The organism is Candidatus Hydrogenedentota bacterium, assembly GCA_035450225.1.
GTDB lineage: Bacteria > Hydrogenedentota > Hydrogenedentia > Hydrogenedentales > SLHB01 > DSVR01.
In genome coordinates this window covers 43,186-57,500 of sequence record DAOTMJ010000032.1, presented here as the reverse complement: position 1 = coordinate 57,500, position 14,315 = coordinate 43,186, and the positions used below count along the sequence as shown (strand labels likewise).

The following is a 14,315-nucleotide window of genomic DNA, read 5'->3' as shown; positions in this document are numbered from 1 at the left end:
CCTGCCTTACACGCAGGGTGTCGGGTGTTCGAGTCACCCACCGCCCACCAGCCTTTTCTTGTATCCCCCGATGACACGCCGTGAATATCCTTGGCATAAACGGCCTCGATCTTTATAGCCTCAACACCTCCCAAGCGAATCCTCTATTCACCTGTTTTGCGGTCCCCTCTAACGCGGCGCCAATGAAAATGCACACGGCTTGCTTTGTCAAGAAACAACCGTAGAACAAGGGGAAGGGTTTGCCCGGGTCTAAATCGGGCGGTGTCTTGCATTGGGAGTCATTCCGGCGGTATGCTCCGCGGAAATCCGAATTATCAAGGCGTGAGGGTATTTTTCATGACGGATGGACAACCCGGTTTGAGTTATCGCGATGCCGGCGTGGATATTGATGCGGCCACCAAGGCCATGCACGACATCAAGAGCGTGGTCAAGAAGACCTTCGACGATCACGTGCTTCAGGATATCGGCAGTTTCGGCGCCATGTATCAGTTCGACATGGCCGGCATGGAGGAACCCGTGCTGGTGTCGAGCGTGGACGGCGTCGGCACGAAATTGAAACTGGCTTTCATGACGGGCCGCCACGACACGGTGGGGATCGATCTGGTCTCTCATTGCGTGAACGACATTCTGGTGCAGGGCGCGCGTCCACTTTTTTTTCTCGATTATCTGGCTTTCGGGAAACTGGATCCCGGCGTCGTGGTGGAGGTGGTTCGTGGGTTGGCCACGGGTTGCCGTTACGCGGGCTGCTCGCTCATCGGCGGTGAAACGGCGGAGATGCCGGACATGTATACCCCGGGCGAATACGACTTGGCGGGCACGATTGTCGGCGTGGTGGATCGGAAGAATATCGTGGATGGTTCATCCATTGTTCCCGGGGATGTCATTATCGGCCTTCCGTCCTCCGGGCTGCATACCAACGGTTATAGTCTGGCGCGGAAGGTTTGCTTCGAGGTGGCGGGATTGGGTTGCGACGATCCGATGCCGGGAACAGGCCAAACGGTCGCCGAAGTCCTCATGGAACCGCATCGCAGTTACGCAAAACTGGTTCAACTCATCATGCGCATTGTCAAGGTAAAAGGCATGGCGCATATCACGGGCGGCGGCATCACGGATAATTTACCGCGCACACTTCCCGCGGGACTGGGCGCGGAAATAGATCTGGGCGCGTGGGAAGCGCCACCTGTCTTCGCTTTTCTAAAGAATACGGGCCGCATCGCCGACCTTGAAATGCTGCGCACGTTCAACATGGGCATGGGATTCCTTCTTGTTGTCGCCAGGGACGAGGCGGAAAAGACCCTGGACGCGATTGGACAAACAGGGGAACAGGCCGTGTTGATCGGATCGACCATCGAGGGCGTCAACGAAGTGAACTATCGGGGAACCGTTCAGTATGCCGAATAAGATCGAAGTGGCGATGAAGGCCGGTTTGCCTGATCCGACGGGCACGGGCGTGAAAGGGCGGCTTGCGGAGGACTTGGGGATTCGTGTGGAAGACGTGCGCGTCATTGACGTTTATACGATTGACGCCCGGTTGTCCGGCGACGAACTTGAACTGGTTCGAAAGGAATTGTTCACCGATCCAATCATTCAAGAGTCCGTGGTCAATGCCTCGCTCGCCCGCGACTTCCATTTTGTGATTGAAGTCGGTTTTTTGCCGGGCGTGACGGACAACGTCGGCAAGAGTTCCGCCGAGGGCATCGCGGACACGATCGGACGCCCGTTGAAACCGGGCGAGGCGGTCTACAAATCCACGCAATACGCGATTCGGGGCGTGGCGGATCGCGCGGTCTGCGAGCGAATCGCCCGTGACGCGCTCGCCAACGAACTGATTCAGCGCTGGGTCGTGAAATCCGCGGAAGAGATGAAAACGGCCGGCGGCGAGCCGTTGCTCGGCCTGCCCATTGTTACCGAACGCAGCGATCCGGAAGTCCATACGGTAAGTCTTGACGTATCGGACGCCGATCTGGCGGCATTGAGCCGCGATCGGATGCTGGCGCTCGAATTGCACGAAATGAAGGCGATCCAGGCGCATTACCGCGATCCGATCGTGCGCGCAAAGCGCGAGGCGGCGGGGTTGCCCGCCGACCCGACGGACATCGAACTGGAAATTCTGGCCCAGACGTGGTCCGAGCACTGCAAGCATAAAATCTTCAATGCAGTGATAGATTACACGGACGAACAGGGCGAAACGCGCCGGATTGACAGCCTGTTCAAGACCTATGTCAAAGCCACGACCGACGAGGTCGGCAAGACGATAAACTGGCTCGTCAGCGTATTCCACGACAACGCCGGCATCATTCGATTCGACGATACATGGAATTTCGCGCTCAAGGCCGAGACGCACAACAGTCCGTCGGCGCTCGATCCGTACGGCGGGGCGATAACCGGCATCGTCGGCGTCAACCGCGACGTGCTCGGCGCGGGCATGGGGTGCAAGTGCATTTTCAACACCGACGTGTTTTGCTTTGCGTCGCCGTTTTACGATGGGCCGATTCCGCCGCGCCTGTTCCACCCGCGGCGCGTGCTCCGGGGCGTGCATCAAGGCGTGAAGGACGGCGGCAACCAGAGCGGCATCCCCGACATTAACGGCGCCATTGTGTTTCATGAACGGTTTCTCGGCAAGCCGCTGGTGTTCTGCGGAACGGGCGGGATGATCCCGGCCGTCGTCGCCGGCAAACCCAGTCATGAAAAAGGCGCGCGTCCCGGCGATCGCATCGTGATGACGGGCGGACGCATCGGCAAGGACGGCATCCACGGCGCGACGTTCTCCTCCGAGGAACTGCATGAGGGATCGCCGGCCACGGCGGTGCAGATAGGCGACGCGATTACGCAAAAGAAAATGGCCGATTTTCTCCTCGAAGCGCGCGATTTGGGCCTGTTCACGTGCATCACCGACGACGGCGCGGGCGGCTTGTCGTCGAGTGTCGGCGAAATGGCGCGCGGGCCGGGCGGTTGCGAAGTCCACCTCGAACGCGCCCCGCTGAAATATGCGGGTCTTGCTCCGTGGGAAATCTTTTTGTCCGAGGCGCAGGAGCGCATGACGCTGGCCGTGCCGCCGGACAAACTCGACGCCTTCATGGACTTGGCGAAACGCCGCGCGGTGGAGGCGACGGATCTCGGGGCGTTCACCGATTCCGGTTTGCTCGAATGTTATTACGACGGCAAACGGATTGCCTCGCTCGACATGGCGTTCCTGCACGAGGGCGTGCCGAAAATGCATCTCAAGGCGCAATGGACGCCGCCCGCGCGGGATCCGGAGATTATCGTCGAGGATTCGGATTTGACGTCGGCGCTGAAGGCCGTGCTCGGATCGCTCAACGTATGCAGCAAGGAAACCTTCGTGCGCATGTACGATCATGAAGTCCTTGCGCAGAGCGTGCTCAAGCAGTTCCAGGGCGCCGCGCACGATGGGCCGGGCGACGCGGGCGTGATTCGGCCCATTCCCGGATCGAAGCGCGGGCTGGCCGTCGCGTGCGGCATCGCGCCGAAATACAGCGATCTCGACACGTATTGGATGATGGCCTGCGCCATTGACGAGGCCGTGCGAAACCTGATCGCCGTCGGAGCGCAACCCGGTCTTATCGCGGGGCTCGACAACTTCTGCTGGCCCGATCCGGTTCAAAGCGAAAAGACGCCGGACGGCGCGTTCAAACTCGCGCAACTGGTCCGATGCTGCGAGGCGTTGTATGATGTGTGCGTGACGTACGGCATCCCGTTGATCAGCGGCAAGGACAGCATGAAAAACGACTACAAGATCGGGGACACGAAGATTTCGATACCGCCGACGGTGCTGTTCACGGCGGCGGCGATTCTCCCGGATGCCACGAAAACCGTTTCGATGGACGTCAAACGTCCCGGCGACGTGGTCTATGTGCTTGGCGAGACGCACGACGAGATGGGCGGCAGCGAGTATCTTGCCTTGAAGGGGCGGCTGGGAACGACTGTGCCAAAGGTTGTCCCGATGAAAGCCAAGCGGCTGTACACGGCGTTGTCGCGGGCCATCGGACAAGGGTTGGTGGCCTCGTGCCACGACTGCAGCGACGGCGGATTGGGCGTGGCCCTGGCGGAATCGGCCTTTGCAGGCGGCCATGGCCTGTCGCTCGACCTTGCCCCGATTGGGGCGCCCAATATGACCGTCGCGTTGTTCAGCGAATCGCAAAGCCGGTTTGTTGTGACCGTGAAACCATCCGACGCGCCGGCGTTCGAATCGGCGCTGGACAATTGTCCCGTGACGCGGGTGGGCGTGGTCAGGGATGATGATCGATTCGAGATTGAAAACGGTATCTGTGCCACGATCGGCGAGTTGAAAGAGGCGTGGCAACGGCCCTTGAGGTGGTGAACGTGACCGTACAAGCGCTTGTTCTGACGGGTTTTGGCATCAACTGCGACGCGGAAACCGAAAACGCGCTCGCGCGGGCGGGCGCGAAAACGCAACGGGTCCATCTGAATGATTTGATCGCGCGGCCCGACATGCTGGACAGCCGGCATATCTTGGCGATACCCGGCGGATTTTCCTTCGGCGACGACGTGGCGTCCGGCAAGATCTTGGCGAACCGCCTGCGTTACAAACTCGGCGCGCCGATCAAGCGGTTCATCGCGGACGGCAAATTGGCGATTGGTATCTGCAACGGATTTCAGGTCATGGTGAAGATGGGCATTTTACCGTTGTTCGACGGCGAGTTCGTCCAGGAAACCACGCTGACCAACAACGATTCGGGACGTTTCGAGAACCGCTGGGTCTGTCTCGCAACGGATGCCGCGACGAAATGCGTCTGGCTGCGCGGCATCGATCGCCTTGAACTACCCGTCCGGCACGGTGAAGGCAAATTTATTCCGCGCGATGACGCCGTCCTCGAACGGCTCAGGGCGAACGGCATGGTCGCGTTGCGATATTGCACGGCGGACGGCGCGCCGGCCCGCGGGGTGTTTCCGGCAAATCCGAATGGCGCGATAGACGATATCGCCGGGATTTGCGATCCGTCGGGCCGCATCTTCGGCCTGATGCCGCACCCGGAAGCCTATGTCGAACGGACCCATCATCCGCGATGGACGCGCGAGGTCCTGCCGGAGGAAGGCGCTGGATTGCAAGTCTTCCGCAATGCCGTCGAATATGCCCGCACGCACCTTGCCATGAGCGCCTGATCGCGCGCGAAAGGATTCTGCCATGAAAGCACGTTTTCACGGGTCTCTCGCGGGGATCCTTGTCATGATCGTCGCCTTTTCCGGTTGCGGTTTCATCGCCGACAAGGACCAGATCCGCGTCGCGAAGTTCAAGAACCGTTACATCACCCGCGGCGAACTGGCCAAAGTCATCCGCGACATGCCCGACGAGGATCGCATCATCAAGAATCGCGGCGACATGCTCCGCATTCTCTCCAACTATATTGATGAACAAATCAAGATTCCGCTGGGCCAGGAGGTCGAGGAACTGTACAAAAGCCGAGGGCAAACCCTGTTGCCCCGATCGGCCGCCATGCAGCAGTATTTCCAGAAACATGAGGAGGATAATTACGCGGCCATGTACATGGCGCAGGATCCCGCCCTGTTCGGCATGTCCAAGGAACAACTGGATATGGCGAAAGAGCAGATGGACAACGAAATTGACGAGTTGCACGAAAAACTACTGGGCGATGCCGCCGTGGGATACAAGGCCGTTGAAGCCCTCAAATCCGGGGCGCTGACGGTCACGGACGCCGAATATGAACAGGAATACCGCCTGCGCAAGGGCGAGTTCAAGAAACTCGAATGGGTCAAATTTCTGGCCATTCGGTTCCCGGCCGAACAACCCGGCGCCGGAAAGGATGCGGCCGCCGTCCGAAAACGGATTGATGCGGGCGAATCGTTCGATGCGATCGTCGAGGAGTTCAAGGCCAAGGATCCTGCGTCCATTCTCGAATCCGAAATTGAAAACAACCCGAATCTGACGCGATTTGCCACATTCTGGCTTGAAGTGTCGGGACGTGAGGCCGGCGAAATTGTCGGGCCGGTCTTTCTGCCCGACTACCAGGTCATCGGCAAGACGGATGCCGCCGGCAAACAGTCGCTTCAACAGATGCCCGCCGTCTACATGGTATTGAAAGTGCTTGATCACCGCCCGGAAGAGCCAATGTCCCTGGAAGAGGCAAAACCGCAACTGGCGCCGGCGATTCTCATCGGCAAGATGATGGCCGAACTGCGCAAGCAGAACGGCGTGGAAATCTACGAAAAGAAACTGCCTGATCCCGCCATGTTCGGCGAACGGGCCGACAAGCCGTTCTGAAGCGCGCGCCCGGATATGCGCATGAAACTTCATACGAAAGGCAAAAGAACATAAGGGCCCAAAGCGCCGATACCCTCGGATCGGCCGCCAAAGTCCTTTTTGACCTTTGCGTCTTTGGGCATCGTATCGTGGCACGACCCGATGCGGAACGTATCGTCAAATACAAGGAGAATACATGGGAGACGTTGAACGAAAAGCCCCGAAAGTCGAGCCGCGCACCGTCAAGGGCTGCCAGGATCTCCTGCCGGAAGACATGATCCCGCGCAAGAAAGTGGTGCGCGCCATCGAGGAAGTCTTCGAAAAATTTGGCTTCTTGCCCATAGAAACGCCCGCCTTGGAACACCTGGAAACCCTGCTGGGCGCGGGGGGCGAGGAAACCAACAAGGAACTGTTCCGGCTGGAAAGCCCCGAAGGCGAGCCGATTGCCCTGCGATTCGACATGACGGTGCCGTTTGCGCGCCTGCTGGCCCAATACCCGGACAAACTCAAGACGCCGTTCCGGCGGTATGCCTGCGGTTCCGTCTGGCGCGCGGACAAACCCGGCCCGGGGCGGTTCCGGCAATTCACGCAGTTCGACATTGACGCGGCTGGATCGGAATCCGTCGCGGTGGACGCCGAGATTATCGCGATCATGGCGGAAGTCATGCGGGCCGTCGGCGTCGGGGATTTTGTGGTCCTTGTCAACAACCGCAAGGTCGTTGACGCGCTTTTGTACGGACACAACGTCCGCTGTCCCGCACGCCACAAACACGTCCTGCGCGTGATTGACAAACTGGCGAAGGTCGGCATCGAAAACGTCCGGCTCGAACTCGGCGAAGGACGCATTGACGAATCCGGCGATCCGATCCCCGGCGTCAAATTGGACAAGGAAACGATTGACGGTCTGTTGGCGTTTCTTGCAATCAAGGCGGATACGCGCCATGGCATCGTCGAAGCCATGCGCGCCGCGCTGCCGCCCGGCGAACAGACCGACACGGCCATGGCCGAAATGGACGAACTCGCGTCGAGCCTGGACGCGCTCGGCGTGGACGAAAAACACGCCGTCTTTGCGCCGAGTCTCGCGCGCGGCCTCGACTATTACACCGGCCCCGTGTTCGAGACGATCCTGCCCAACGCGCCGGAATTCGGATCCGTCATGGGCGGCGGACGCTACAACCAGCTCGTCGCGCGTTTTCTCGACGAGCCGATCCCCTGCACGGGCATGTCCGTCGGACTGGACCGGCTCATGGCCGCGCTGCGGCATTTGGGCGTGACGTCTCCGCACAAGACGATTGTCCAGGCGCTGGTGATGACGCTGGGCAACGTGCCGGTTGCGGAGGCGATGCGCGTGGCCGCGGAACTTCGCGGAAACGGCATTTGCGCGGAGGTCTATTTCGGAACAAAACGATCCCTCAAGGCCCAGCTCTCACACGCCGACCGTTTCGGAATCCCCGTGGCCGTCATCCTCGGCGAAGACGAACTCGCCCAAGGCAAGGTTTCCGTAAAAGACCTCATGGCAGGCAAGCAGCAACGCGCGGATATTGCCGATCACGAAACCTACCGCCAAGCCGGGAAAACCGCACAGCGGACAATCCCGCGCGGGGAACTGGTCGAAACGGTGAAGAGTCTTGTTGCCGAAGGCTTGGAATCGGGGCGCTGCTCTGGTATTCTTCGCCGGTAAAGCAAACGCGGAATCCCGCCGCGCCACCGGAGGCATGGCGCCGGGACCGCGTCAAGGGAGTAGTGCGGCGTGGCTCGAATACTCATTGTGGACGACGATATCCGGACGGCACAGTTCATCGGGGCCAATCTGCAGGCGCAAGGGCACGAATGCACCGTTGCGTCCAAGGGGGAAGATGCGCTGGCGCTGGCTCGTGCCCATCCAATCGACTTGATGATTTTGGACGTGATGATGCCGGGCGGCGCTTCGGGATTTCAGATCTGCCGGCAACTGCGAAGCGATCCGGAACTGTATGCGCTGCCGATTCTCATCCTCTCCGCCATGTCCGGCGAAGAAGAAATCCGGCACGGGCTTGCACAGGGCGCGGACGATTACATCGGCAAGCCGTTCGACATGCAAAACTTGGCCCAACGGGTCGAAATGTTGCTTCGCGCAAACGCAGACATCAAGTCGCTGGACGAAATGACGTCACTCCCCGCGGCGGGCACAATCAAACGCGAATTGCAGCGCCGGATCAGTTGCCAGGAGGAATTTACCACGGCATCCGTGGAACTCATGCGGCTTCGGGAGTTTGCCTATCAATGCGGCAAACAATCGCGCGTTGACGCCATCCGCCATCTGGCGCGCATTCTCAAGGCGCTGGCCCGCCAAGCGCCGGAAGAGTCGTGCCTTGTGGGGCATATGGGCGGCGGCTATTTCATCTGCCTCTTGCATCCGGCGCAGGCCGACGCGTATTGCGAGGGAGTCGTGAAGGCGTGGCGGGAAAACGTGGGAACCCTGTACGCGAATCTTGGCCAGGAAAAAACCTATCGCGACGCCGTTGCGGCGGGTCCCTTTGGGCAATGCGCCTCGCTGATCGACGTGCTGGTCTGCATCACGGGACAGCGCCGCCGGGATCGCGTTTCGTCGCAGGGATTGTTTGACACGCTGACGCAACTCCGCAACAAGGCGCTGGCGTCGGGCGTTTCGGGCATTCATGCCAACCGTCGAATGTAACAAGGGCCTGGCTTATGGAATACCGTTCGTTGGGGCCATGGGGCGTACGGGTCAGCGCACTCGGTTTCGGCACCTATCTTACCGTTGGGTACACCTGCGACGAAGCGACTTCGCGCGCATTGGTGCTGCGCGCCTACGAACGCGGCATCAACTATTTCGACACCGCGAACGCCTACAACAAGGGGGAAGCCGAAAAGGCGCTGGGGCGTTATCTGGCGGAAGTTCCCCGATCCGATGTGGTCGTGCTCACCAAGGTTTGGGCGCCGATGGGAACGGGGCCGAACGACAAGGGCCTTTCCGCCAAGCATATCCGCGAACAGTGCGATGCGAGCCTGCGCCGTCTCGGTTTTGATTATGTGGACGTATACCTGTGCCATCGCCCCGATCCGGACACGCCGCTCGAGGAGACGGTCCGCGCCATGGAGGATTTGGCGCGCGCCGGCAAGATCCTTTATTGGGGCGTGAGCGAATGGCCGGCCCCGCTCATCGTGCGCGCCAACGCCGTTGCCCGGAATCTCGGCGCGCGGCCCATCGCCGCCAGCCAGCCGCGTTACAGCCTGTTGTATCGCTATCCCGAATCGCTGCTTTTCCCGACGACGGCCGCGGAGGGAATCGGAAATGTCGTCTTCTCGCCTCTGGCGCACGGCATGTTGACCGGCAAATACCGCCCCGGAGAACCGCCGCCCGCCGGATCGCGCGCCGCCGACGATCGCCAGAACGCCGTCATCCGGAAGATGTATTGGACGGACGAGAATATGCGCAAAGGCCAGGAACTGGCGGCATTGGCCCGGGCACTGGGAGCGAGCGCGGCGGAACTGGCCTTGGCATGGTGCCTGCGCAACCGGCATGTCAGCAGCGTAATCCTGGGCGCCTCAAACGTGGCGCAACTCGATCAAAATCTGCGCGCGGCGGAACTGCATATTCCGGACGACGTCATGGCCAAACTCGATGCGCTCTATCCCGTGCCGGAAACAGCGCCGCAAATCTGAAATAACGGGACGCGGGCGGGTGTTGAATCTCAATAAAAGACGCGGATCCGGCCTTGATCGGTGAAAGACCGGAAAATGAACCCTTGCCGAAAGGAGGCGCCTATGTCGTGGTCGTCGCGGACAGCCGGAATTCTGGGATTGTTGACCCTGTGTGGATGCGCCTCTTCGGGCGAAACGGGCGCGAGTCCCCTTTCCCACACGGTAAAGGACATTGACAACAACGATGTAGACCTGTCGAGGTATCTGGGCAAGGTTGTGCTGATCGTGAACGTGGCGTCCAAATGCGGCTTCACCCCCCAGTATGCGGCGCTCGAATCCCTCCACGAGAAATACAAGGACAAAGGGTTTGCCATACTTGGCTTTCCCTCAAACGACTTCCTGCGCCAGGAACCCGGAACCAACGCGGAAATCAAATCGTTTTGCTCGCTGAAATACCATGTAACGTTTACATGTTTTCAAAGGTTTCCGTCCGTGGAAAGGCGATCAGTCCTCTCTATAAGGACTTGACCTCGAAAGAAAAGAACGGCCCCTTTGGCGGGGCCATCAAATGGAACTTTACAAAGTTTCTGGTCGGGCGCGACGGCAAAGTAGTCGCCCGGTTTGCCCCCACCACCAAGCCGGACGCGCCGGAAGTCGTTCGCGCGATCGAGCGCGAACTCGAAAAGACGAAATGAAACGCGTGATTATCCTGGCTGTTGTTGCGCTGATCGTTGTATTGATGGGCGCGTGGATTGCGGTAGGCCACGCGTCCAATAAGGGCATCGAAGAACCGGCGTTCACGATCATAAAAACCGGGCCGTTGTATGAAATCCGGGACTATGGTCCACAAATTCGCGCGGAGGTCACCATTCCGGGCGGATATCGCGAAACGCTTTACGCGGGTTTCCGGCAGATTGCCGATTATATTTTCGGCAACAACACCACCCGGAAAGAGGTGGCCATGACCGCTCCGGTCCTGCAGGAAAAATCCCAACCGATCGCCATGACGGCCCCCGTGTTGCAGGAAAAGGCGGAAAAGGGAAACGCATTCACGGTCGCTTTCATTATGCCGAGAGAATATTCGCTGGAATCGTTGCCCCGTCCCAATAATCCGGCGGTGCGATTGCGCGAGACACCGCCCATGCGGTATGCCGTATTGCGTTTTTCCGGCTATGCCACGGAGAAAAGATCCAAAGCGAAAATGGCGTTGCTGCTTTCCGCGCTTGAACGGGACGGGATACGTCCAGTATCGGAACCGATCGTGGCGCAATACAATCCCCCGTGGACACCGCCGTTTATGCGCCGAAACGAAATCCAGGTGGCCATTCCATGAAATATGCGACGCTATGGATGGCCGGATTCGTTTTTTTGACCATCCTCGACGGTCTTGTGCTGAGTTTCGTGCTGGGCCCGTTCTTTCGCGCGCATCTCCAGCCGTTTCTCCGTTTCGAGAATGGACTCGTCAAAATCAACGTGGCTGCCGCTTTGGTTGTCTGGGCGCTACTTTCCGCCGGGCTTGTTGGGTTCGTGCTTCCCCGGCTGGCCTCTTTTCATCACTTTTCAGGCGCGATGATGGTTGGCGCCGCGTTTGGAGCCGTCGTGTATGGAATATTCGATTTTACCAACATGGCCATTTTGCGGGGTTGGCCGCTGAAGGTCGTGGGGGTGGATATGGCATGGGGCGCTGTGCTTTGCAGCGCGGCATCCACGTTGCTTTACGTGTTGGACCGGCGTTTTTTTGATGGAACCTGAGGCGGGTCATTCCGGCTGCGGCATCAATTCCAGCCGGCTGGTGTCGAATCCGCTATCCTCCAGCCAAGATACAATCATGTTGTATTTGGCGGGATCCATCCGGGGGGTTCTGCTCAAAATCCACAAGGTTCCCCGGCAACCGTCCGAGACAACGGCATAGTCGTAATCGCCGCCCAGTCCGACAATCCAGTAATTCGGTTCAAGAAAACCCAGCGGAATCGGGCCGAACCACACGGTGAGTTTGGCGTTCGTTGTTCGGTCCGCGATAACGGCCTTGCCTTCGATGCTCGTTTCGCGGCCATTGAAATCGCCGCGGAAACCTTTGTTCACTACCCGCACGGTTCCATCGTCGCGCAACGAATACTCGGCGGTGACGCCGACGAGCCCGCGTTCGAACAGCACGGGATATTTCGCGATTTCGTACCATTTGCCCATGTATCGCTCGACTTCGACATAAGGCGCCGTTTCCGGCGGATTACAGGGGCATCCCGCCAGCGTCACAACCAGCAACATCGCCCCGAATATACTTGCAAACATGGTCTTTGCTTTTTTCATCGTTTTCCTTCCTTCGTACTGGACGCTGCGCCAAAACATGTCCTCTAAACACAGGGACGATCTCAATAATTCCTCCAAGGCGTCGCCACGCCCAATCGGATCTTGTCCGGCGAACAGGGGCGCGGTTTTCTTGCCATTGAAAAGTTCGTCACCCTGTGCGTTTCAAAACATAGAAGCCAAGATCTATGTTTTGATCGATCAAAAAGATATCGCGGATCTTTTCGCGAGGGGCTTCGAAAGCGGCGACAATTTTGTATTTGGTCGCAAGCCACGGACAACAATTATCCCGCGATCCCACGTATTCGTGGTGTCGCAACACGAGATAATCCGGCTTCAGCGTCGCAATCATGCCCATCAGGGAACGGATTTCGGGGTGGGCGCGGCTGAAAGCGACCACCTTGCGGCTGGCCAGTCCCGGCCAGTCGTATACCGTCCGCCTAGAGTAATAGGAAACGTAGCCGAGGCATTCGCACGCGACGGTTTCGTTGGGCTGCATCACGCGGTTCAAATACAGGCCGATCGGCTTGCGCACGTTGTTTTCGATCTGTTCCTGAATTTGTTTTTCGGCCAGAAATGTTTTTGGCGTGTAGACAACAAACGGGGCAAGGTAAAGCGCCGCCGCGATGGTCAAAAACGCGAACCGGGCGCGGGGTCCGGGCGCCAGTCCCGCAACCGCCTGAAGGCCGCGCGCGCTCAGCCAAACGACGGACGCCAAGAAGGGGACCAAGTACCATCCAAACGGAACAGCCACCAGAAAAATGTAGTAACACGCATAACACGCGGCGAATCCGATGAACGGCGCAAAAGCCCACTGGCGCCGCCATAGCGCCGCCGCCGCGCCAACGCAGGCCAGCATGGTCATGGCGCCGCAGATCAGGCCGCGATCGCCGAACAGCGGGCGAAAATGCGTGCCGTGTCCGCCGAAACAGGGTCCGAGGGGCTGGAATACGGTTTCATATCCGTAATTGCCGGTGACGCGGAGCCGAAGGTGATGCCATGCCAGGGACCAGTCCAGGTTCGGATCGCGTGTCCACAGGTAATAGCCGAGGTTCTTGGCCAGGACCGTGTTCGGGATGGGCGATCCGTAATACCACGTCGTGAAAACAATCCACGGCAGGTAGAGTCCTACCGCAATCGCCACGACGGCGATCATCCGCTTTTTCAGGCGAAAAAGCCCGTAAACGCCCGCGATGACGGTCCAGAACGCGAAATCCGGCCGGGCTAGCATGCACAGGCCAAGGCTGAGGCCAAGCGCCGCGGGGCGTTCCGCAATCAGGAAGTAGAACGACGCCAGCAGGATGCAGGTCGTTATCTGCGTTTCCATGCCGGCCATGCCGTAAAGGATCTGGTGGTGCTCGAAGGCGAGGTAGCCCATGACCAGGATCGCCATCGGCGCGGGCAGTGTGATGCGCGGGTGAATTGCGATGCCAAGCGCGTACAGCACCGCCAAGCCGCCCGCGAAAGCCGACACAAGCCGGATGAAATGGATTCCCCAGCCCATGTGCACGAGATCGCCCATCAGGGGAACCAGCACGCTCAGCGGACTGGTGAATCCGTGGATTGGCGGTTCGTCAACATGGTGGTGGGTGAGGCCGAAACCGGCCACCGCGTTCTCCGAGTGGAGAACGGTTATCAGCGCATCTTCCCACAAGCGGCCCGTATAGGCCCAGAACGCCAGACGCAGCAGAACCGCCGCCGCCGCCAGAACCCATCCGCAGCGGATTAGTCCGCGGTTTTCGGCAGTTGTTTCGATTCCCAAAAAAAGCAGCAGTCGTTCCATGGATCCCACGCCAATCGTTTTTTCAGGTCCGATTATCTCCAAAACAACTACCCATCTCCATTTCTTGCGCACATATACATCTTTGAGAGTACAGAGTTCTTTCATGGATTCACCTGTTCCGACCGCGCGCGGGGAGTCCTTTGGGCGCTAAACGTAGGACAGACTGTCCAGTCTGTCTTTTCCGAAGCCACGTCATGTCCGTGGACGGACAGGCTGGACAGCCTGTCCCACACAATCGCCCTTGTTTACGCCCTGTTGGCGCCCCATGATTGGCGCTTCAATACAATTCCATAACCCCTTCTATCGGAAAAGGCCTTTCCTTGGGTGATTTAAGACTGAAACAAG

Annotated in this window: 11 protein-coding genes and 1 pseudogene; 10 read left to right on the top strand and 2 right to left on the bottom strand. The window is 59.2% G+C overall.

The features are described from left to right. Nucleotides 1-336 precede the first annotated feature (336 nt). From purM to P5540_15065, 10 genes and pseudogenes are all read left to right on the top strand, one after another. Nucleotides 337-1,401: a phosphoribosylformylglycinamidine cyclo-ligase gene (gene purM, locus P5540_15110; GenBank protein ID HRT66144.1), complete on the top strand. Its 1,065-nt coding sequence runs from the start codon at nt 337-339 to the stop codon at nt 1,399-1,401. Continuing rightward, nucleotides 1,391-4,339: an AIR synthase-related protein gene (locus tag P5540_15105; protein ID HRT66143.1), complete on the top strand. Its 2,949-nt coding sequence runs from the start codon at nt 1,391-1,393 to the stop codon at nt 4,337-4,339. Before purM ends, P5540_15105 begins: the two co-directional genes overlap by 11 nt. Beyond that, complete coding sequence (locus P5540_15100; protein ID HRT66142.1) at nt 4,315-5,142, top strand: phosphoribosylformylglycinamidine synthase subunit PurQ; 828 nt, start codon at nt 4,315-4,317, stop codon at nt 5,140-5,142. Before P5540_15105 ends, P5540_15100 begins: the two co-directional genes overlap by 25 nt. Nucleotides 5,143-5,164: 22 nt before the next feature. After that, nucleotides 5,165-6,259, top strand: a complete 1,095-nt coding sequence (locus P5540_15095) for a peptidylprolyl isomerase (protein HRT66141.1) — start codon at nt 5,165-5,167, stop codon at nt 6,257-6,259. Nucleotides 6,260-6,434: 175 nt separating this feature from the next. Next, nucleotides 6,435-7,919 (top strand): histidine--tRNA ligase, encoded by a 1,485-nt coding sequence (gene hisS / locus P5540_15090; GenBank protein HRT66140.1) that lies wholly within the window; start codon nt 6,435-6,437, stop codon nt 7,917-7,919. 69 nt (nt 7,920-7,988) lie between these two features. Continuing rightward, the gene (locus tag P5540_15085) at nt 7,989-8,915 is read left to right on the top strand and encodes a response regulator (GenBank protein ID HRT66139.1); all 927 of its coding nucleotides are present in this window, start codon (nt 7,989-7,991) and stop codon (nt 8,913-8,915) included. 14 nt (nt 8,916-8,929) lie between these two features. Next, nucleotides 8,930-9,904: an aldo/keto reductase family protein gene (locus P5540_15080; GenBank protein ID HRT66138.1), complete on the top strand. Its 975-nt coding sequence runs from the start codon at nt 8,930-8,932 to the stop codon at nt 9,902-9,904. Nucleotides 9,905-10,006: 102 nt separating this feature from the next. Continuing rightward, nucleotides 10,007-10,578 (top strand): annotated as a pseudogene (locus P5540_15075) (glutathione peroxidase). Further along, nucleotides 10,575-11,216 carry a heme-binding protein gene (locus P5540_15070; GenBank protein HRT66137.1) on the top strand — a complete coding sequence of 214 codons (642 nt, stop codon included), beginning with the start codon at nt 10,575-10,577 and terminating at the stop codon, nt 11,214-11,216. The pseudogene P5540_15075 and the gene P5540_15070 overlap by 4 nt, the downstream one beginning before the upstream one ends. Then, entirely contained in the window at nt 11,213-11,635 is a 423-nt protein-coding gene (locus tag P5540_15065) for a DUF2177 family protein (protein ID HRT66136.1), read from the top strand. The genes P5540_15070 and P5540_15065 overlap by 4 nt, the downstream gene beginning before the upstream one ends. A 6-nt stretch (nt 11,636-11,641) precedes the next feature. On the opposite strand, the gene P5540_15060 is transcribed toward P5540_15065, so the two are convergent. Continuing rightward, nucleotides 11,642-12,190, bottom strand: coding sequence for a lipocalin family protein (locus tag P5540_15060; GenBank protein ID HRT66135.1), 549 nt, complete (start codon nt 12,188-12,190; stop codon nt 11,642-11,644). A 148-nt stretch (nt 12,191-12,338) separates the two neighbouring features. Then, nucleotides 12,339-13,970: a hypothetical protein gene (locus P5540_15055; GenBank protein HRT66134.1), complete on the bottom strand. Its 1,632-nt coding sequence runs from the start codon at nt 13,968-13,970 to the stop codon at nt 12,339-12,341. Nucleotides 13,971-14,315: the final 345 nt, after the last annotated feature.

Excerpts from the sequence above, each read along its gene's own strand:
- purM (HRT66144.1), top strand. The coding sequence starts at position 337 with ATGACGGATGGACAACCCGGTTTGAGTTATCGCGATGCCGGCGTGGAT.
- P5540_15105 (HRT66143.1), top strand. The coding sequence starts at position 1,391 with ATGCCGAATAAGATCGAAGTGGCGATGAAGGCCGGTTTGCCTGATCCG.
- P5540_15095 (HRT66141.1), top strand. The coding sequence starts at position 5,165 with ATGAAAGCACGTTTTCACGGGTCTCTCGCGGGGATCCTTGTCATGATC.
- hisS (HRT66140.1), top strand. The coding sequence starts at position 6,435 with ATGGGAGACGTTGAACGAAAAGCCCCGAAAGTCGAGCCGCGCACCGTC.
- P5540_15080 (HRT66138.1), top strand. The coding sequence starts at position 8,930 with ATGGAATACCGTTCGTTGGGGCCATGGGGCGTACGGGTCAGCGCACTC.
- P5540_15070 (HRT66137.1), top strand. The coding sequence starts at position 10,575 with ATGAAACGCGTGATTATCCTGGCTGTTGTTGCGCTGATCGTTGTATTG.
- P5540_15065 (HRT66136.1), top strand. The coding sequence starts at position 11,213 with ATGAAATATGCGACGCTATGGATGGCCGGATTCGTTTTTTTGACCATC.
- P5540_15060 (HRT66135.1), bottom strand. The coding sequence starts at position 12,190 with ATGAAAAAAGCAAAGACCATGTTTGCAAGTATATTCGGGGCGATGTTG.
- P5540_15055 (HRT66134.1), bottom strand. The coding sequence starts at position 13,970 with ATGGAACGACTGCTGCTTTTTTTGGGAATCGAAACAACTGCCGAAAAC.